Here is a 16,385-nt window from a genome sequence, read left to right on the forward strand (position 1 = left end):
GCGAGGCACGGCGTGTCTCGAATCATGCGCCCCTGTGTTTAGGGGAACAGCAGCAGGACTGCAAAAGCAAGAAGTGCCTTGTCAAAAGGGGAGTAGAATAGTGCCTTGTCGCCGTTATACCGGCGGCGTATCACTACTCAGATTATGGAGAAAACAATGACTATTGCACTGAGCATTTTCGCCCTGCTGGCGATCGCCCTGCACGTATACATCTGGTACATGGAGACCTTCCTCTGGGCAAAGGAAGCCGGCATGAGGACCTTCGGCATGAGTCGCGAATTCGCAGAATCCACCCGCGAAATGGCAGCAAACCAGGGCCTGTACAACCTCATGCTTGCAGGTATTGGTGCAGCCGGCCTGGCACTCTTCTGGGCAGGTCAGAGCGCAGTGGGCGCGGCTCTCATGTACGCGGGCATCGGCTCCATGCTGATTGCCGGTCTGTTCCTGTTCGTCACCTCGCCGAGCAAGCGCCGCCCGGCAACTATTCAGCTGACCTTCCCGCTGCTGACTGTGCTAACTCTGCTCTTTGTATAGATAGGGATATAGCGGATACGGACTTAGTAGAAGCACATGTACATAGACACCTTATGTTTAGGTAGACACGTTATAACTTGTCTACCTAAACATAAGGTGTCTATGTATATATATGGGGCTATAGGCTCCTAAAAGAGCCTACCGGCGCGAACCTCCTCAGGCTCCTCCAAATCGAGCAGGAATTTCTTACGCTCAATACCACCGGCATAACCGGTCAGATCCCCATGAGAACCCACCACGCGGTGGCAGGGGATAATAATCGAAATCTTATTGCGACCCACCGCCTGACCGACCGCCTGCGCCGGAGCACCCGGACCAACAATACGCGAAATCTCACCGTAGGTGGTGGTGTACCCGCTGGGCACGGTTTTGAGATGCTCCCAGACCATGAGTTGAAAATCGGTACCCTCGGGGTCAAGAGGCAGGTCGAACTCGGTGCGCTTGCGGGCGAAGTATTCATCCAGCTGAGCCATGGTGCGTGACAGAAGGCGCGCGGCGGGCACATAGTCATGCTCGGTGGCTTCTTCCGCCTGCTGCCCGATGGAATCAGCGATTTCTTGGGCTTCGGCGGCAATACCTCGCGGATCCTCAATCAGCTCGCCCAGCTCATGGGGCAGGGGATAGTGCGCCTGGTTCTGATACCACACGCCGGTAATAGCGTGACCGTTGGTGGCGATATCCAGCACGCCAATGGGGGAGGAGTAGTGAGCGTGCCATCGCGCGGCTGATTGCTGAGTATCGGTCATTATTCCTCCCGGGGTCTTTCTTTTTATTGTAGAGTGTGAGCGGAGGAATACACAGCTTATTGCGTGATGAATCGGGATTATATAGAGACGGGGTTAGTGAGCGGCGGAATATTTTCACCGGCGATATTGTCGATCATATAGTGTGTGTGCGTGCTATTCTAATGCTCGCGGGGCAAAAGCGCTCTGCATCTATGACACTCATACTCACACATTTAAAGGACATGATGAAAACTCTTCGCCATGCCGCGAGCCTGCTTGCCGCGGGCACACTCCTACTTGCCGGATGCTCATCCCCGGCAGCTACCTCCACTTCTGCAAGTAGCGCCTCCGGTTCTGCCAGCGCAGCGGAGGCAAGCCCCAGCGCCTCCTCCAGTTATTCTTATTCGCCCAGCCCCTCGGCTGCTGCGAGCGCCCAGCCGAGTCCGACGGTGCCCGGAGCTTCGATGAACCTGGCTGAGATTACCAAAGGCAACTACGCCAGCGTAGAAGGAATCTGGTCGAATAGCGAACAGAGCCTGACTATTACCCCGCAGGGTATCTCCTGGAATCATAACTCTCAGCATTTTGCGCAGATTGAGGGCACTACTTTTGCCCTGAAAACCTATCGGGAGACCTATAACCGTGCGCCCGACTACCCGGAGAAGTTGGAGGTGGCGCGTGAGGTTTCTGGCGTGGCTGATATGGCGTGGATTTATGCCTATAACGGTAACCGTCCTGCACCGTATGATGAGCGTGCTCGTCTGGTGTTTTTCCCCGCGGGCGTTCCGGCGGTGCACCCTGATCTGAATAATCAGCCCATTGATTCGGATGTATCTAAGCCGCGTATTTTGGCGCTACCGGGTAATGACGTGGGGCGTATGCAGCCTACACCGGATAAATTCAAGGATTATATTCTGACTGCTAAGACGGATAGTCCCGCAGCGAGTGCTTCGGCGAGCTACTCTTATTCGCCGAGTCCTTCGGCAGGTAGCGGCTCGCAGGCTTCCTCTGACTCCAAGGCTATTCCCTCTTACGCTACAAAGATTACGACGGTGAGCCCGAGCGGTAAGTACGCGACGATTCAGACTCCCTCAAAGAATATTGGGTGCGATATTTATATGGAGCAGAACACTCTGCTGTGCCTTGGCTGGTCGTGGAACGAGAACGAAGAGATGAAGGAATCGACAGTTCCCGAGAGCATGAAAAATCGTACGGATTTGCCCCGTTATATGCGCTACTTGGGTGTTCCCGCGATTACGCTCAATACCGGTGAGATGAAGATCGGTCCGAAGAGCGATTCTCCGAACTTCATGGGTGGTAACGGTCTGAAGGAAGATATGATTCCGGCGGGTCAGGTTATTCCCTACGGCACCACCGTGTATTACGGTGATTTTGTGTTTTCTTCGGAGGAGAACGGTTTGACCGTGTGGAATGCAAAGACCGGTCACGGTGCATTTTTGAACCGTGAGGGTGCGACCCCGATTAAGAAGTCGTAACAGATCCTATCTGGGGAAAGTTGAGGGTCGTTTGAGAGAAGTTTAGCTTCTCCCAAACGACCCTCTACTTTTTAAAATATTTTATAGGTAAAGTATTTAGTTGGAATCACAAATTGACTTGACAAAAGTGCGGGGGGGGGGGGCATTCTTGGAAATGCACCGTTTATATCGTTGTTCAAGGAGAACGAAGTGACCCAACCCTCGGCTGTCGGTAACGTGACCGAAAACAGCACTGATTTTATGCTTGCACCCGGTGAAGCGAATGTCTATGGCGACCGCTTTCTGATTTCCATTATCGCTCCCTACCTCAAGGGTCAGATGATGTGCTCCACCACCCGTTTTGTGTTCAAGGTCCCGAACACTCTCTTGGGTATTATCCCGGTGGGTAGCAATGAAAACACTATGCCTATTTCTGCTATTGCTGCAGTATCGACCTCAAGCAAGCTGCGTGTCGGTCGTGCCATTCTGGCTCTGATTTTTATCCTCGTGGGCCTCTCCTCCTTCGGCGGAGGCACCGGTGGTGCAATTATGACCGGTATTATCTGTACCTTGCTGGGTATTTCTTTCGCAGCAACCTGCATGCCGATGGTTCTCCTGGTACAGAACCACGCCGGTGGTGCAACCGCTCTGGAAGTTGCGATTTTCGAGCGCGCTAAGCTGGAGCGTTTCCGTCAGGAACTGCAGAACCGTGTCTTTGCTGATATGAGCCAGATTCGTCATGATCAGGCACAGCAGACTCAGAACCAGCAGCTGAATATTCAGCAGATGCAGCTTCAGCAGCAGATCCCGCAGCCTACTCAGCAGCAGATTCCCCAGCCGGCTCCTCAGCCGCAGCAGATCCCGCAGCCTACTCAGCCGCTGCCTCAGCCTAACCAGCAGCCGTACGGCTACCAGCAGGGCTAGCAGTAATTTTATAGTCTCCCGCACGGTTCCCTTTTTAGCTGATTATCGGTAATTTTCTGGCTGTGATGTTGCCGTGCGGGTTCCTCTCTCAAAGCGAGCGGAGTTTCACCGCGTGAGTCTGAATCTATAGGCTCTCTTGCGCTGAGGCTCCGCTCGTTTTCCTCTAAACGTGTGTAATGAAGTGGCTTGACACAATAGCGGTCCATTTTGAGTAGAAACCGTGTGATATATCTCTGCTGGTTATCGCGAATTTCTAGTATGGATTTAGCCACGCGCTGTCTCTTTTTCGTTCTATATTTTCCAGATAGAGCACCGAAGCACGCTCTTCACACTACGTATTCCATCATCGATTAGAATAAGGAACCTTCATATGGGTATTGCCGTCGGTATTGACCTGGGTACCACGAACTCTGCTGTCGCTGTGCTGCGACCTAACGGAAAACCGGAGATTCTGAAGAACCGTGAAGGTTCTTCCACTACTCCTTCGGTGGTACTCTTCCAAGACTTTGGTGCGGGCGATGAGCCTTTGATCGGTGAGCAGGCAAAGCGCTCCGCCGAGCAGAGCCCCGATGATGTGGTGCAATACGTTAAACGCTATATGGGTGACCCCACCTGGCGCTTCGACGCCCAGAGCGGCGCTCGTTATAGCTCGGAAGAAGTCTCCGCACTTATCCTTAAGCGTCTGAAGGAAGATGCTGAACTGGCGCTCGGGGCGCCCGTGACCGACGCTGTGATTACCGTGCCCGCATATTTTGACGATGCACGCCGTACCGCAACCCGCCACGCTGGTGAGATTGCGGGTTTGAAGGTGCTGCGCGTGATTAATGAGCCCACTGCGGCGGCTCTTTCCTACGGAGTAGACACCAAAACCAACGGTAATGTGATGGTTTATGACCTAGGTGGCGGTACCTTTGACGTAACCATTTTGAGTATTCACGGTAATGAATTTACTGTTGCCGCAACCGATGGCGATCGTAACCTGGGCGGTTTCGACTTTGATAATGCCTTGATGAAGTATCTGAACGGAGCTTTCCAGAAACAGGGCGCGCCGGATATGTTTGAGGATATCGACCTGATGGTTGCGTTGCGCGAGCGTGCAGAAAGCGCTAAAAAGACTCTCTCAACGGTGGAAGCAGCTCAGGTGACCATGAATATTTATGGTCGCCCCTACCGTGTGCAGATTACCCGTGATATTTTTGACCTGCAGATTACCTCTCTGCTGACTCGCACCCAGGAAATTATGGAAGACACTCTGGAAGCCGCGGGACTGACCTGGTCTGATATTGACCGTGTGCTTCTGGTGGGTGGCTCGACTCGTATTCCCGCGGTGCAACAGAAGATTAAAGAGATGTCTGGCAAGACACCTGAGCTGGGTGTTAACCCCGATGAAGCTGTAGCGCTGGGTGCCGCTATTCAGGCAGCCCTCTCACAGGCTGAGCCGGAACCCGAGCCTGAATTTGAGGGTCTCATTGGCGGTCGTAGCGCTGTTGAAGGTCTTATTGGTGGCCCCATTAAGGTTCAGGACGTTACCAGCCAGGGGCTGGGCGCTTTGGTGTATGAGGAGGGGACAGATATCCTCATCAACTCGGTGATTATTCCGAAGAACTCTCCTGTCCCCGGCGAGTATGAGAAGACTTTTTATACTCGTGAAGAAGGGCAGACAGGGTCAAATGTTCAGGTTACTCAAGGTGATGATACAGACCCGGACTTTGTGACTGTTGTAGGCACTGGAGCACTCGACTATGATGCTCCTCGTCCCAAAGGGTCACCGATTAAATATATTTACCGCTACGACATCAACCAGATTATTGAAGTTGAGCTTATTGATATGACGACCAATAAATCAATGGGTACCTTCCAGATTGATCGTATTGCCAACCTTAAACAAGAAGAGGTTGAAGAAGCAGCAGTCCGTATTGGCGGCATGACCATTATGTAGTCTTTGGGCTACAAGCCACCCCTCAATTTTAGAAACAATTACACACTTCCGATAGATAGATCCCAAGGAGATAAACGTATGGGCGTTGCAATTGGTATTGACCTGGGTACCACCAACTCGGCTGTTTCGGTGGTTCGTCCCACCGGTCTGCCTGAAGTACTGAAGAATAAGGAAGGTGATCCGATTACTCCCTCGGTGGTTCTCTTCCAGTCTTTCGGCGGTCCGGATGAGCCCCTGGTGGGTGAGCAGGCAAAGCGCCAGGCAGCAGCATTCCCGGAGGATATCGTTCAGTACGTTAAGCGCTTCATTGGCGATCCCTCCTGGAAGTTCGAATCCTCCTCGGGCACCTCTTATACCGCAGAAGAAGTCTCCGCAATCATCCTCAAGCGTCTGAAGGAAGATGCAGAGCTGGCGCTTGGCGAAGAGGTCACCGACGCCGTGATTACCGTGCCCGCATATTTTGACGATGCACGCCGTACCGCAACCCGCCAGGCAGGTCAGATTGCAGGCTTGAACGTTCTGCGCGTGCTGAACGAGCCCACCGCGGCAGCTCTGTCCTACGGTGTGGAAGCCGATGCCAATGGTACCGTGCTGGTCTACGATCTGGGCGGCGGTACCTTCGATATCACCATCCTGAAGATTGCCGGCACCGAATTCGAGGTTGTAGCAACTGACGGCGACCGCAACCTGGGCGGCTTCGACTTCGATAACGAGCTGATGAAGCACCTGAACGAAGAACTGAAAAAGCAGGGTGCTCCCAACGCTTTTGAAGATCCTTCGCTCATGGCAGCCCTGCGTGAAAAGGCAGAGTTTGCCAAGAAGGCACTCTCCACCGTGCCGAAGACTAATGTTCAGTTCTCCGCAGAGGGCAAGCACTACCGTGTGGCGCTGACCCGAGAAGAATTCCAGGAGGTCACTCAGAGCCTGCTGAACCGCACGGAAGAATTGGTCGCAGATGTGCTGGACGCTGCAAAGATGACCTGGGCTGATATTGACAAGGTTTTGCTGGTGGGTGGTTCGACCCGTATGCCCGCTGTACGTGAACTGGTGGAGCGTATCTCCGGTAAGAGCCCGGAACTGAATGTGAACCCGGACGAAGCAGTGACCCTGGGTGCCGCTGTACAGGCAACCTTGGAAGGCGATGTAGAGGTCAGCACCGAGCAGGTCGGCTCCAAGTCCACTATTGAGGGCTACCTGGGTGGTCCGGTAACCATTAGCGATGTCACCAGCCAGGCACTCGGCGTGATCCTTTTCAAGGAAGACGGCGTCACCGAGTACAACCGCGTGATGATTGAACGCAACGAGAAGGTTCCCGCCACCGCGGAGATTAACGTAAAGACCGCGATTGATCGCATGACTGCCGTGCATGTGAAGGTGACTCAGGGCGATGATAGCGATCCGGAGATGGTCACCATTGTGGGCGAAGGCCAGCTGGCTCTGCCTCCCTACCCCAAGGGATCTCCGTTGCGTGTCTCCTACTCCTATGATGTGGATCAGACCGTGGTCGTGGAAGTCTTTGACCTGACCGCTGATAAGTCCCTGGGCACTATCGAGATTGAGCGTGTGGCAAACCTGGGCGAGGGTGACCTTGCTGAGTTTGAAGAGAAGATTGGCGGTATGCAGATTAACTAATCTGTAGCATGCAGAGTACCCCGGCAGAGGAAAATATAATATCACTTTGCCGGGGCGCTGTTCATTGTATATAGCCGCTCACCAGTACAGGAGCTTTATGGAATACTCCAATTACTACGAACTGCTTGATATCCCGCAGGACGCAGATACCCAAACCATTAAAGATGCTATTCGTGCAGTTCGCCGTCGCTATCGTGTGCTCACCGAATCTCCAGACATGGAGAAACGCTCTAAAGGTGAGCGTATTATGGCTGATTTGGCGGAAGCTGAAAAAACTCTATACGATGCGCAGCTGCGTGCAGATTACGATGAGCAACTTCTGAACGAAGAATCATATGAATATGAGGACGAATCGGAAGAAGAATATGAAGATGAGGAGGACGAAGAATACGAGGATGAACCTCAGCCCTATAATCCGAATTATGACGACGAGGAAGAAATCCTTCGTCGCGCAGAATATATTCGGTGGGAACGTCAGCGTAAAGCAGAAGAGGAAGCACGCCGTCGACACGAGGAACAGGAACGCCGCCGCAAAGAACAAGAGCGTGCGCGTTACGAGGCTGAACAGCGTCGCCGTGTGGAGGCAGCCAAGACTTGGCATGAGTCTGTACTAAAGTACCGTCAGGCCCGCGACTTTAAGAATATGCTGCATGCTGCTCAGAATCTGACAGAGCTTGATCCCAAGAGCCTGGTGGGTTGGGAAGCACTCGCAGAATCGCAACTAGAATGGGGAAAATACAACGAAGCGATGATGGCTCTCTCCCGAGCCCGCCAGCTGAGTAGAGGACCTTCGGATTATCATACCTATCTGGAAGGCCTGATTTTGGGTAATCAAGGAAACGGCCAGCGGGCGGTTGAAATTTTCCTGGATCTTGTTAACAAAGAGCCTAGTAATGCCGATTATATTGCGAAGTATATTTGGTCTCTTCGTGTGGCGCGCCAAGTAACTCATGCGGTGAGTGAAGGTGAGAAAGCACATCAAGCTTTTCCTGAAGATACTGGGATTTCTCGCCAATATGGAAATGCGCTCTATGATGTAGCTGAGGCCTCGGCGTACACACACAATGGCAGAGTGTACATCACGAGTTCCCAACAGGTGCATACCTATCAAGAGTCGCTTGCAAAGATTAAAGAGCTTATTCCTCAGGTGCCAGAATTGCAAAACTTAGCAGATCTCTTGCAAGAGAATATTAAAATTGCCATGGGTCGCCAATTGCGTCCTGGCAGCATATTGGTTCGAGTTGCGTGGGTTGCACTCGTTATTTCTGGTTTTAATCTGATTGGCTCAGTGTTTTCTTTGGTTGTTGTGATTTCTGCCTTAGAACTGGCTTCATCTATTGCTCTTCTGATGCCTGTATTAATGCAGCTTGGGATTATATGGCTATGTTTCAATTATGTATATCCCCGTACTTGGCGTATTAATAAGGCCATCTATGGCTAACCTTTTAAATTTCACCGATAGAAAGGACTATCATGTCTGATACCCCTCAGGAGAGTCAGCAGACTCCGGCTGCTGTCTCCGCAGAATACAGCGAAGAGATCAGCACCCGCAGCATTACCGTCTCGGCATTCGTCACCCCCGGCTTTGAAGAGAAGGTGTTGAGCGAACTGAACGATCTGTGCACCCGCTTCTCTCATAAGATTGCAGAGGACCGTGCCAAGAACCAGCTCATCGTCTCCCTGCAGCAGAGCCTGAAGGAACGCGATGAGCAGGCTCGCGGCGAAGCCTACCGCGGTATGTTCCGCGAAGTACTGGTAGCCCTGGACCGCCTGATGGATCAGGAACCCTCCGAACAGCTGAACGCATCTGTACGCGAAGAAATCCTGGACATTTTTGCCTTGCGCGGTCTGGAACGCATCGAAACTACCGGTGCCTTTGACGCCTCCGTGCATGAAATCGCTGCGGTTGTTCCCGCCACGGACGCGAACCCGGCAGGTAGCATTGTGCATGAGGAAAAGGAAGGGTTCATGCTGGGCGAGCGTGTGCTGCGACCGGCGCGAGTGGTTGTTGCCAATGACATCCCCGCACCCGACCTGTCGACCATTCCGGCACCTGTTCCTCCGGTTAAAATTCCCGTTGTAGAAACTATTTCTAGCGAAGAGAATACTGAGGTAGCGGAAGAGGAACAGAACGAAGACACTGCTGTTCTCGAAGTTCCCGAGCAGAACTAACCCACTGCACCTGTTTGGGCGACTTTTCCTCGTTTGGGCGAACTTTTATCGCTCCAAACAAGGAAAAGTCGCCCAAACCCGTTTAAATTACGGGGAAGCTAGGGCTCTTTCTAACGGGTTACTTACGGATACGAGGTGCGTTTTTCGTCTCCATATGGAACGCAGGTCCCGAGAGGTTACGCGGGGTGGAGCAGGTTACCTCATTGCGGTACCTTACTGACATGGAGCAGTGGAAATCCTGGATATCCTTATGCCCGCCCTGACCGCCAGTCCACGGGTCAAATGGAGTAGTGAAGTATTCCTTCAGAATCTCTAGAGCATGGTCGCAATCCACCGGGCCCTGATCCACATAAATGACTGATTCTTTACTGGTCACGGGCGCAGACGCAGAACCCGGGCAGTAGCCATTTGAGGCAATGGTTACGGACTGCGCGGGTGCACTACTCTCCTGAGGCGCTGGATCAGCTTGAGCAGCTGCGCTGCTTTCCTCAGGCTCTGGAGAGGAGACCGTGCTCGGTTCGGTGCTTTCAGAAACAGTGCTTTCCGAGGTAGCTGATTCAGATGCGCTAGGAGTGCTGGGCAGAGGTTCTTCAGTTGCCAACGTTGGCAAAGGAGAAACACTTGCCTGGCTCGGTTCAAATGATGCTGAAGTACTCACGCTCGGAGAAACACTGGGAGAACTCGAAATACTGGGGCTTGCGGACACCGAAGCGCTGGGGCTTGGTACAGGCTGGGATGCAGGGCTGCATCCTGCGAGCCCAAGGGCAGTGCAGAGCAGTAACGAGGGCAGGAACGCGACGCGATGTGCGCGCTGGGCGCGGGGGATGGACGGGGTCATCAGAGGGGTCCTCTCTTAGATAGACTTCTCTATTTTCGGTGGAAATGAGCATGACTTTAAAGCCCCAGTTGGGCTAAGTCATAGTCACACAATAGTTAAGAGCCCGCACGGCATAGGAGAGGAAGACCCCTTGCGTACCGGCAGATGTTGAGAGTACACAGCACATGCACTCTCAACATGAACTTTATACTTTTACTCTAGCAGAGTTGATGCGGGTGTGTTCGCTATGGGGCCATCTGAGCGATTCGACCATCTTTGAGTCAGATAAAAAGGGCAGTTAGGGCGAATCTAAACTTCACCCACACAAGGAAAAGCCGCCCAAACGCATTTAAAACAATAGGGCGCCGTCTCACATGAAAATATTCATGTAAGAGGCGCCCTATAACAGTGCTAACAGCCCTAATGAGCGTTAGTGACTAGGCAGTGGGAACGTCCTCATCCACCCAGTCCAGGGTGCGGGAGACAGCCTTCTTCCACAGGCGGTACTGGCGAGCCACCTCGTCAGCGTCCATCTGCGGCAGCCAGCGCTTATCCTCAGCCCAGTTAGCCACCACATCAGCCTCACCGGCCCAGAAACCAACCGCAATACCGGCAGCATATGCCGCACCCAGAGCGGTGGTCTCCACAACCTTCGGGCGGATCACGGGCACGCCGAGAATATCAGCCTGGAACTGCATCAGGAACTCATTAGCGGTCATACCGCCATCCACACGCAGCTCGGAGAGCTCCACACCGGACGCCTCATTCATCGCATCCAGCACCTCGCGAGTCTGGAACGCGGTAGCTTCCAGAGCAGCGCGCACAATATGCGCTTTGTTCACGTAGCGGGTCAGACCCACAATCACACCGCGAGCATCGCTACGCCAATGCGGAGCGAACAGACCCGAGAACGCCGGAACAACATAGCAACCGCCGGAATCCTTCACCGAGGTAGCCAGAGCCTCCGACTCGCTCGCGTGACCAATCAGACCCAGGTTATCGCGCAGCCACTGAATCAGCGAACCGGACACAGCCACCGAACCCTCCAGGGCGTAGACCGGCTTCTGATCGCCAATCTTGTACGCCACGGTGGTCAGCAAACCGTTATCGGAGAACACGGGCTCCTCACCGGTGTTCATCAGCATGAAGTTACCGGTGCCGTAGGTGTTCTTTGCCATGCCCTTCTCGAAGCACGCCTGGCCGAAAGTAGCAGCCTGCTGATCGCCCAGAATACCCGCAATCGGGGTGCCACGCAGCAGACCGGTCGGGCGGCCATAACCGTACACCTCGGAGGAGGACTTAATCGCCGGCAGCATGGACATGGGAATACCCATATCCGCGGCAATCTGCGGATCCCACTCCAGGGTGCGGATATTCATCAGCAGGGTGCGGGACGCGTTGGTCACGTCGGTGACGTGCACGCCGCCGTCAACACCACCGGTCAGATTCCACACAACCCAGGTGTCGGTGTTACCAAAGAGCAGGTCGCCACGCTCTGCGCGCTCGCGAGCGCCCGGAACATTGTCCAGAATCCACTTAATCTTAGGTCCGGAGAAGTAGGTGGAGAGGTTCAGACCCACGATATCGTGGTACTTGCCCACGCCTTCTTCGCCAGCCAGTTCGTCCACGATATCCTGGGTGCGGGTGTCCTGCCAGACGATTGCGTTGTATACGGGTTCGCCGGTGTTCTTATCCCACACCACGGCGGTTTCACGCTGGTTGGTAATACCGATGGCGGCGATATCGTGGTGGTTGACCTCGGCATTTGCCAGGCAGGTTGCGACAGCCTTGCGTACGTTCTCCCAGATTTCGATGGGGTCGTGCTCCACCCAGCCGGCCTTGGGGAAGATCTGCTCGTGTTCGAGCTGACCGACGGAGACGTTCTCGCCCGCCTTGTTGAACAGGATGGCGCGGGAGCTGGTGGTGCCCTGGTCGATAGCGAGCACGTACTTACGTTCAGCGTTGAGGGTTTCGCTGTGCAGCGAGGTAGTCATCATGACCTCATTTCTTGAAAGGGGCGCGCCACACTCGGCGCGAAAAAACTATGAAAAATATTTAGATCGGCAGGAAGACCGGCACGAGCAGGCCTGCCAGTACGCCACCGATGACCGGGCCCAGGACCGGCACCCATGCGTAGGACCAGTTGGAGTCGCCCTTACCCTTGATGGGCAGGATGAAGTGGGCGAAGCGCGGTGCGAGGTCACGGGCGGGGTTGATGGCGTAGCCGGTGGCGCCACCGAGGCTCATGCCGATGGATACCACGACCAGTGCCACGCCGAGCGGGCCGATTTCTGCGGGGGTTTTACCGGATGCGAGCACCCATGCTACGAGCACGAAGGTGCCCAGTGCTTCGGTGACGAGGTTCCAGCCGTAGGATTTGATGGCCGGGCCGGTGGCGAAGATGCCCAGGCGGCTGCCGGGTTCGCTGTCGTCGTCGAAGTGCTTCTTGTAGGCCAGGAAGGCGAGCACTGCACCAACGAATGCGCCCAGGAACTGGGCTGCCAGGTAGATGCCGATGTTCGCGCCGGTTGCGGGGACATTGGTCGCCAGGTCACGGCCGGCGGTTGCCAGGCCGAGGGTCACGGCGGGGTTCAGGTGTGCACCGGAGGGGAAGGAGAGGTACACGGCGGTGAAGACCGCGAAACCCCAGGCGAAGGAGATAACAACCCAGCCCGCGTTCTTTGCGAAGGATTTGGGGAGGGTGACTGCTGCGCACACGCCGGCGCCCAGCAGGATCAGGATCATGGTGCCGAAAAATTCGGATGCAAAAAGCCCCATCGTGGTCGGGGTGGCGGCAACAGTCTGTTCGGCTGCCGCGGCGATCACGGTGGAGGTGCTAGCCAAGAGCGACATAGCGTTCCTTTCTTCGCGGCTTTGTTGCCGCATTAACTATCCAGGTGAGCATTTTTGCTCGTATCCTGCGGTAGCAGGGGTGACGCCAAACCTTGGGTTTCAAGGGGCGTCGTTGCCGTTAGGTTCACACTTCGGTTTGGTTCAGTTTCACATGCGTTACGTCGGTGGCGTGTAGCGTTGTGGGGGTGCCTGCCGGTTCGCTACCCCGGGAGGGGTGCCGGTGGGCGGGTGCTCGGCGGCTGCTACACGGGGCTGCCGGTACCGTTAAAACTATGGGGGCGTGTGCCCGATTTATATACGCTGATGCGTATGTGCTTCTGCATGCTTGTTGGGTCGGTTCTTGTGCCGGTGCTGCTAGAAGCGGGGGAGTTACCCTTGCGGGTAGTGTCGGCTAGTGAATGTTTGAGAATTTCACTAGCCGACACTTTTACGCGCTGTGCGCCGGCTGGCTTTTAGTGACCTGCCAGCGGGGTGCGCGGTGCCACCTGCGGTGCTGCGGTGACCTTAGCAGCTGCAGCCTCATCCGTGGTGGTGGATTCAGCTTCGCGGATTGCTGCCACGCGTGCTGCGTACAAATCGTACTCTTCCTGGGACTTCTCTTCGGACCAGCCCAGTTCCTCGCGCATAATGCTCAGGATTTCGGGGGCTGCGCTCAGGCCGCGGTCGCGCTGCTCCAGATCGAGGCGTGCGCGGCGGACGAGCACATCCTCCAGGTGCAGGGCGCCCTCATAGCGCAGGGCGAAGACGATGTCTGCGCGCAGGAACTGCGGTGCGTATGCCAGGGGAGTGTTCAGCTCGGGGTTCGCGTCGATCAGCGCGCCGAGGTCTTCAATCTGAGCACCGTAACGCTCCAGCAGGTGAGTGATACGAGCCTCATCCCAGCCGTAGCGTGCCGCGTACTGAGCACGAGAAGCCTCCACCGCACGGTAACCATTAGCACCCACCAGGGCAATAGTCTCAGTCACCGAAGGACGGCTCTTCGCCTCCTCACCCAGGGCAAAATTCACAGCATCGGCAGCCATGGGACGGTAGGTGGTCAGCTTACCACCGGCAATAGCGCACATACCCGGTGCCACCTCGGTCACGGTGTGCTCGCGGGAAACCTTGGTGGACTGAGCGCCGTCACCCTTGACCTTGGGCTGCAGCAGCGGGCGCAGACCCGCATAGGTGCCAATAATGTCATCGCGGGTCAGGGGGTTAGCCAGCAGCTTATTCGCCTGATCCAGCACGTAGTCAATGTCCTTGGCGGTTGCGACCGGGCGTTCCTTATCCTCGGTGTAGGGGGTGTCGGTGGTGCCGATAATCCAGTAGCGCTGCCAGGGGATGACAAAGAGCACGGACTTTTCAGTCTTGGTGAAAATACCGCTGGTTGCATTAATGCGATCGCGCGGAACCACAATGTGAATACCCTTAGATGCCAGCACCTCAAGGCCGGCGTTGGGGTTTGCAAGGGTCTCGGTCTCTTCGGTCCACACGCCGGTGGCGTTAATAATGCGCTTGGCACGCACGGTGAGCTTCTCGCCGCTTTCCAGATCCACCAGCTGAGCGCCAATCACGCGGCCGGTGCTGTCCTTATCAATAGCGGTCACCTGGGTACGGGAGGCAGCCAGGGCACCGTAACCGCTGGCGGTACGCACCAGGTCAACGACCAGGCGGGCGTCGTCCACGCGCGCATCGTAGAACTGGATAGCGCCGGCAAATGCGGAGTCCTTAATATCGGGGAAGACGCTCTTAGCGCCCTTGCGGGTGAAGTGACGCTGGGAGGGAACGCCCTTATTGCCGCGGGATACCGCGTATGCCAGGGAGTCGTACATGCCGATGCCCACAGCGGAGTAGGAGCGCTCAATGAAGGAATCCTTCAGAGGCCAGAGGAAAGGCTGAGCGTGCACCAGGTGCGGAGCGATCTTATCCAGCAGCAGACCGCGTTCCTTCAGCGCCTCGGCAACCAGCTTGAAGTCCAGGTTGTACAGGTAGCGCAGGCCGCCGTGGATCAGCTTGGAAGACCAGGCGCTGGTGCCCGCTGCCCAGTCGCCTGCCTCGACAATGCCGGTGCGCAGGCCGCGAGTTGCCGCATCCAGGGCAATGCCCGCGCCGGTCACGCCACCGCCGATAACCAGAATGTCCAGTTCGGGGCCGTTGCGGAATTCGTCCAGGGCGTGTGCACGGCTGGAGGCGGTTAGCTGCGAGAGCTGTTCGAAGCGCTGAGAGCTCATGGTGTTCCTTTGTCCGTTCTCGGTGGCACGGTGCGTGTGCCAGGTGGTGGGCGTATTGCCCTTTGCGTTGAAATCTAGTAAAACGGATAGATGAACGCTTTACCAAGCGTAATGAACGAATTTTCACACACTTGCGGGGACATATGAACGAACGTATAAACCAAACCTACGACGCCGCCCAAATGTACTACGTACACAATATGACCATGGACGCCATCGCAGCACGCCTGGGCGTCTCACGCGCCACCGTCTCACGCCTGCTCAAAAGCGCCAGAGACACCGGTGTGGTCCAAATCAAGCTCGATGACTCCTACCGCAAACGCAGCGAACTAGAACGACGACTCGGCGAAAAATACCGCGTGCGAGTCAATATGGTCAACACCCGCGCCGATGCAACACCCATCGCCAAAACCTCCCGAGTCACCCGAGCAGCAGCCACCCTACTCGACTCCCTCGTCCATGACGGCACGGCTATTGGAGTCGCCTGGGGTGCCACCGTGACCGAAGTGACCGCGCACCTGCCCAAGCGCACCGTCAACGGCGTGAGCGTCGTGCAGCTCAACGGTGCAGGCAACGCCCACCACTCCGGCATGCCCTATTTGGGAACCCTCATGGGCTCCCTCGCCGAAGCCTATAACGCCAATATTATTCACTTCCCCGTACCCGCCTTTTTCGACTACGCCGACACCAAAGCCGCCATGTGGCGCGAACGCAGCGTGCAAGCAACCCTGCGCGCTCAAGCCACCGTGGACGTCGCGATTTTCGGTGTCGGAGCCTTTGGCGGTGCGATCCCCTCGCACGTCTACTCCGGAGGCTACTTCGACGCATCCCAGCAGCGCGCCCTACGAGAACAGGGAGTGGTGGGGGATATGTGCACCGTGCTGCTCCGCCGAGATGGCACCTGGGCGGATCTGGAAATGAATCAGCGTGCCTCCGGCCCGAGCCCCAGCGAGCTCGCACGAATACCCCGGCGCATTTGTGTTGCCTCCGGGGTACATCGTGCCGCCGTGCTGCGCGCCGCCCTGAGCACCGGAGCGATTACAGACCTGGTGCTCGATGAGCAGCTAGCGCAGGCGCTCATGGAACACTAGGTTCCCTATG

General features: G+C 55.7%; 13 protein-coding genes. 8 read left to right on the plus strand and 5 right to left on the minus strand.

Annotated elements, in window-relative coordinates:
• Positions 1 to 156 precede the first annotated feature (156 nt).
• Complete coding sequence (locus tag Q4P78_RS07510) at positions 157 to 534, plus strand: DUF1304 domain-containing protein (RefSeq protein WP_303339745.1); 378 nt, start codon at positions 157 to 159, stop codon at positions 532 to 534.
• Positions 535 to 662: 128 nt separating this feature from the next.
• Here Q4P78_RS07510 and Q4P78_RS07515 read toward each other — a convergent pair whose 3' ends face one another.
• Positions 663 to 1,280: a methylated-DNA--[protein]-cysteine S-methyltransferase gene (locus Q4P78_RS07515; protein ID WP_303339746.1), complete on the minus strand. Its 618-nt coding sequence runs from the start codon at positions 1,278 to 1,280 to the stop codon at positions 663 to 665.
• Between the two features lie 221 nt (positions 1,281 to 1,501).
• Between Q4P78_RS07515 and Q4P78_RS07520 the strand changes: the two genes are divergently transcribed.
• The 6 genes from Q4P78_RS07520 to Q4P78_RS07545 all read left to right on the plus strand — a co-directional run bounded on the left by Q4P78_RS07520 (position 1,502) and on the right by Q4P78_RS07545 (position 9,401).
• Entirely contained in the window at positions 1,502 to 2,755 is a 1,254-nt protein-coding gene (locus Q4P78_RS07520; RefSeq protein WP_303339747.1) for a DUF6287 domain-containing protein, read from the plus strand.
• A gap of 189 nt (positions 2,756 to 2,944) precedes the next feature.
• On the plus strand, positions 2,945 to 3,658 hold the full coding sequence (locus tag Q4P78_RS07525) for a hypothetical protein (RefSeq protein ID WP_303339748.1): 714 nt from the start codon (positions 2,945 to 2,947) through the stop codon (positions 3,656 to 3,658).
• Positions 3,659 to 4,028: 370 nt separating this feature from the next.
• Positions 4,029 to 5,597, plus strand: coding sequence for an Hsp70 family protein (locus Q4P78_RS07530; RefSeq protein WP_303339749.1), 1,569 nt, complete (start codon positions 4,029 to 4,031; stop codon positions 5,595 to 5,597).
• 78 nt (positions 5,598 to 5,675) lie between these two features.
• On the plus strand, positions 5,676 to 7,229 hold the full coding sequence (locus Q4P78_RS07535; protein ID WP_303339750.1) for an Hsp70 family protein: 1,554 nt from the start codon (positions 5,676 to 5,678) through the stop codon (positions 7,227 to 7,229).
• A 97-nt stretch (positions 7,230 to 7,326) separates the two neighbouring features.
• Positions 7,327 to 8,670 carry a hypothetical protein gene (locus Q4P78_RS07540; protein ID WP_303339751.1) on the plus strand — a complete coding sequence of 448 codons (1,344 nt, stop codon included), beginning with the start codon at positions 7,327 to 7,329 and terminating at the stop codon, positions 8,668 to 8,670.
• A gap of 32 nt (positions 8,671 to 8,702) precedes the next feature.
• Complete coding sequence (locus tag Q4P78_RS07545) at positions 8,703 to 9,401, plus strand: nucleotide exchange factor GrpE (RefSeq protein ID WP_303339752.1); 699 nt, start codon at positions 8,703 to 8,705, stop codon at positions 9,399 to 9,401.
• Positions 9,402 to 9,519: 118 nt separating this feature from the next.
• On the opposite strand, the gene Q4P78_RS07550 is transcribed toward Q4P78_RS07545, so the two are convergent.
• The 4 genes from Q4P78_RS07550 to Q4P78_RS07565 form a co-directional block, all read right to left on the minus strand.
• On the minus strand, positions 9,520 to 10,239 hold the full coding sequence (locus Q4P78_RS07550) for a hypothetical protein (protein WP_303339753.1): 720 nt from the start codon (positions 10,237 to 10,239) through the stop codon (positions 9,520 to 9,522).
• Positions 10,240 to 10,655: 416 nt separating this feature from the next.
• Positions 10,656 to 12,212 (minus strand): glycerol kinase GlpK, encoded by a 1,557-nt coding sequence (gene glpK, locus Q4P78_RS07555; RefSeq protein ID WP_303339837.1) that lies wholly within the window; start codon positions 12,210 to 12,212, stop codon positions 10,656 to 10,658.
• A 61-nt stretch (positions 12,213 to 12,273) separates the two neighbouring features.
• Positions 12,274 to 13,071 carry an MIP/aquaporin family protein gene (locus Q4P78_RS07560; RefSeq protein WP_303339754.1) on the minus strand — a complete coding sequence of 266 codons (798 nt, stop codon included), beginning with the start codon at positions 13,069 to 13,071 and terminating at the stop codon, positions 12,274 to 12,276.
• Positions 13,072 to 13,523: 452 nt separating this feature from the next.
• Positions 13,524 to 15,284, minus strand: coding sequence for a glycerol-3-phosphate dehydrogenase/oxidase (locus Q4P78_RS07565; protein ID WP_303339755.1), 1,761 nt, complete (start codon positions 15,282 to 15,284; stop codon positions 13,524 to 13,526).
• A 143-nt stretch (positions 15,285 to 15,427) separates the two neighbouring features.
• Here Q4P78_RS07565 and Q4P78_RS07570 point away from each other — a divergent pair, with 143 nt between their 5' ends.
• On the plus strand, positions 15,428 to 16,375 hold the full coding sequence (locus tag Q4P78_RS07570; protein ID WP_303339756.1) for a sugar-binding transcriptional regulator: 948 nt from the start codon (positions 15,428 to 15,430) through the stop codon (positions 16,373 to 16,375).
• The last annotated feature ends 10 nt before the right edge of the window (positions 16,376 to 16,385 follow it).

Origin of the sequence: Rothia sp. (in: high G+C Gram-positive bacteria), from assembly GCF_030540545.1 — a bacterium.
Classification (GTDB): Bacteria; Actinomycetota; Actinomycetes; order Actinomycetales; family Micrococcaceae; genus Rothia.

What these genes read in the sequence shown, in the direction of transcription:
- Q4P78_RS07510 (WP_303339745.1), top strand. Translation starts at nt 157, where the DNA reads ATGACTATTGCACTGAGCATTTTCGCCCTGCTGGCGATCGCCCTGCAC.
- Q4P78_RS07515 (WP_303339746.1), bottom strand. Translation starts at nt 1,280, where the DNA reads ATGACCGATACTCAGCAATCAGCCGCGCGATGGCACGCTCACTACTCC.
- Q4P78_RS07520 (WP_303339747.1), top strand. Translation starts at nt 1,502, where the DNA reads ATGATGAAAACTCTTCGCCATGCCGCGAGCCTGCTTGCCGCGGGCACA.
- Q4P78_RS07530 (WP_303339749.1), top strand. Translation starts at nt 4,029, where the DNA reads ATGGGTATTGCCGTCGGTATTGACCTGGGTACCACGAACTCTGCTGTC.
- Q4P78_RS07535 (WP_303339750.1), top strand. Translation starts at nt 5,676, where the DNA reads ATGGGCGTTGCAATTGGTATTGACCTGGGTACCACCAACTCGGCTGTT.
- Q4P78_RS07540 (WP_303339751.1), top strand. Translation starts at nt 7,327, where the DNA reads ATGGAATACTCCAATTACTACGAACTGCTTGATATCCCGCAGGACGCA.
- Q4P78_RS07545 (WP_303339752.1), top strand. Translation starts at nt 8,703, where the DNA reads ATGTCTGATACCCCTCAGGAGAGTCAGCAGACTCCGGCTGCTGTCTCC.
- Q4P78_RS07550 (WP_303339753.1), bottom strand. Translation starts at nt 10,239, where the DNA reads ATGACCCCGTCCATCCCCCGCGCCCAGCGCGCACATCGCGTCGCGTTC.
- glpK (WP_303339837.1), bottom strand. Translation starts at nt 12,212, where the DNA reads ATGACTACCTCGCTGCACAGCGAAACCCTCAACGCTGAACGTAAGTAC.
- Q4P78_RS07560 (WP_303339754.1), bottom strand. Translation starts at nt 13,071, where the DNA reads ATGTCGCTCTTGGCTAGCACCTCCACCGTGATCGCCGCGGCAGCCGAA.
- Q4P78_RS07565 (WP_303339755.1), bottom strand. Translation starts at nt 15,284, where the DNA reads ATGAGCTCTCAGCGCTTCGAACAGCTCTCGCAGCTAACCGCCTCCAGC.
- Q4P78_RS07570 (WP_303339756.1), top strand. Translation starts at nt 15,428, where the DNA reads ATGAACGAACGTATAAACCAAACCTACGACGCCGCCCAAATGTACTAC.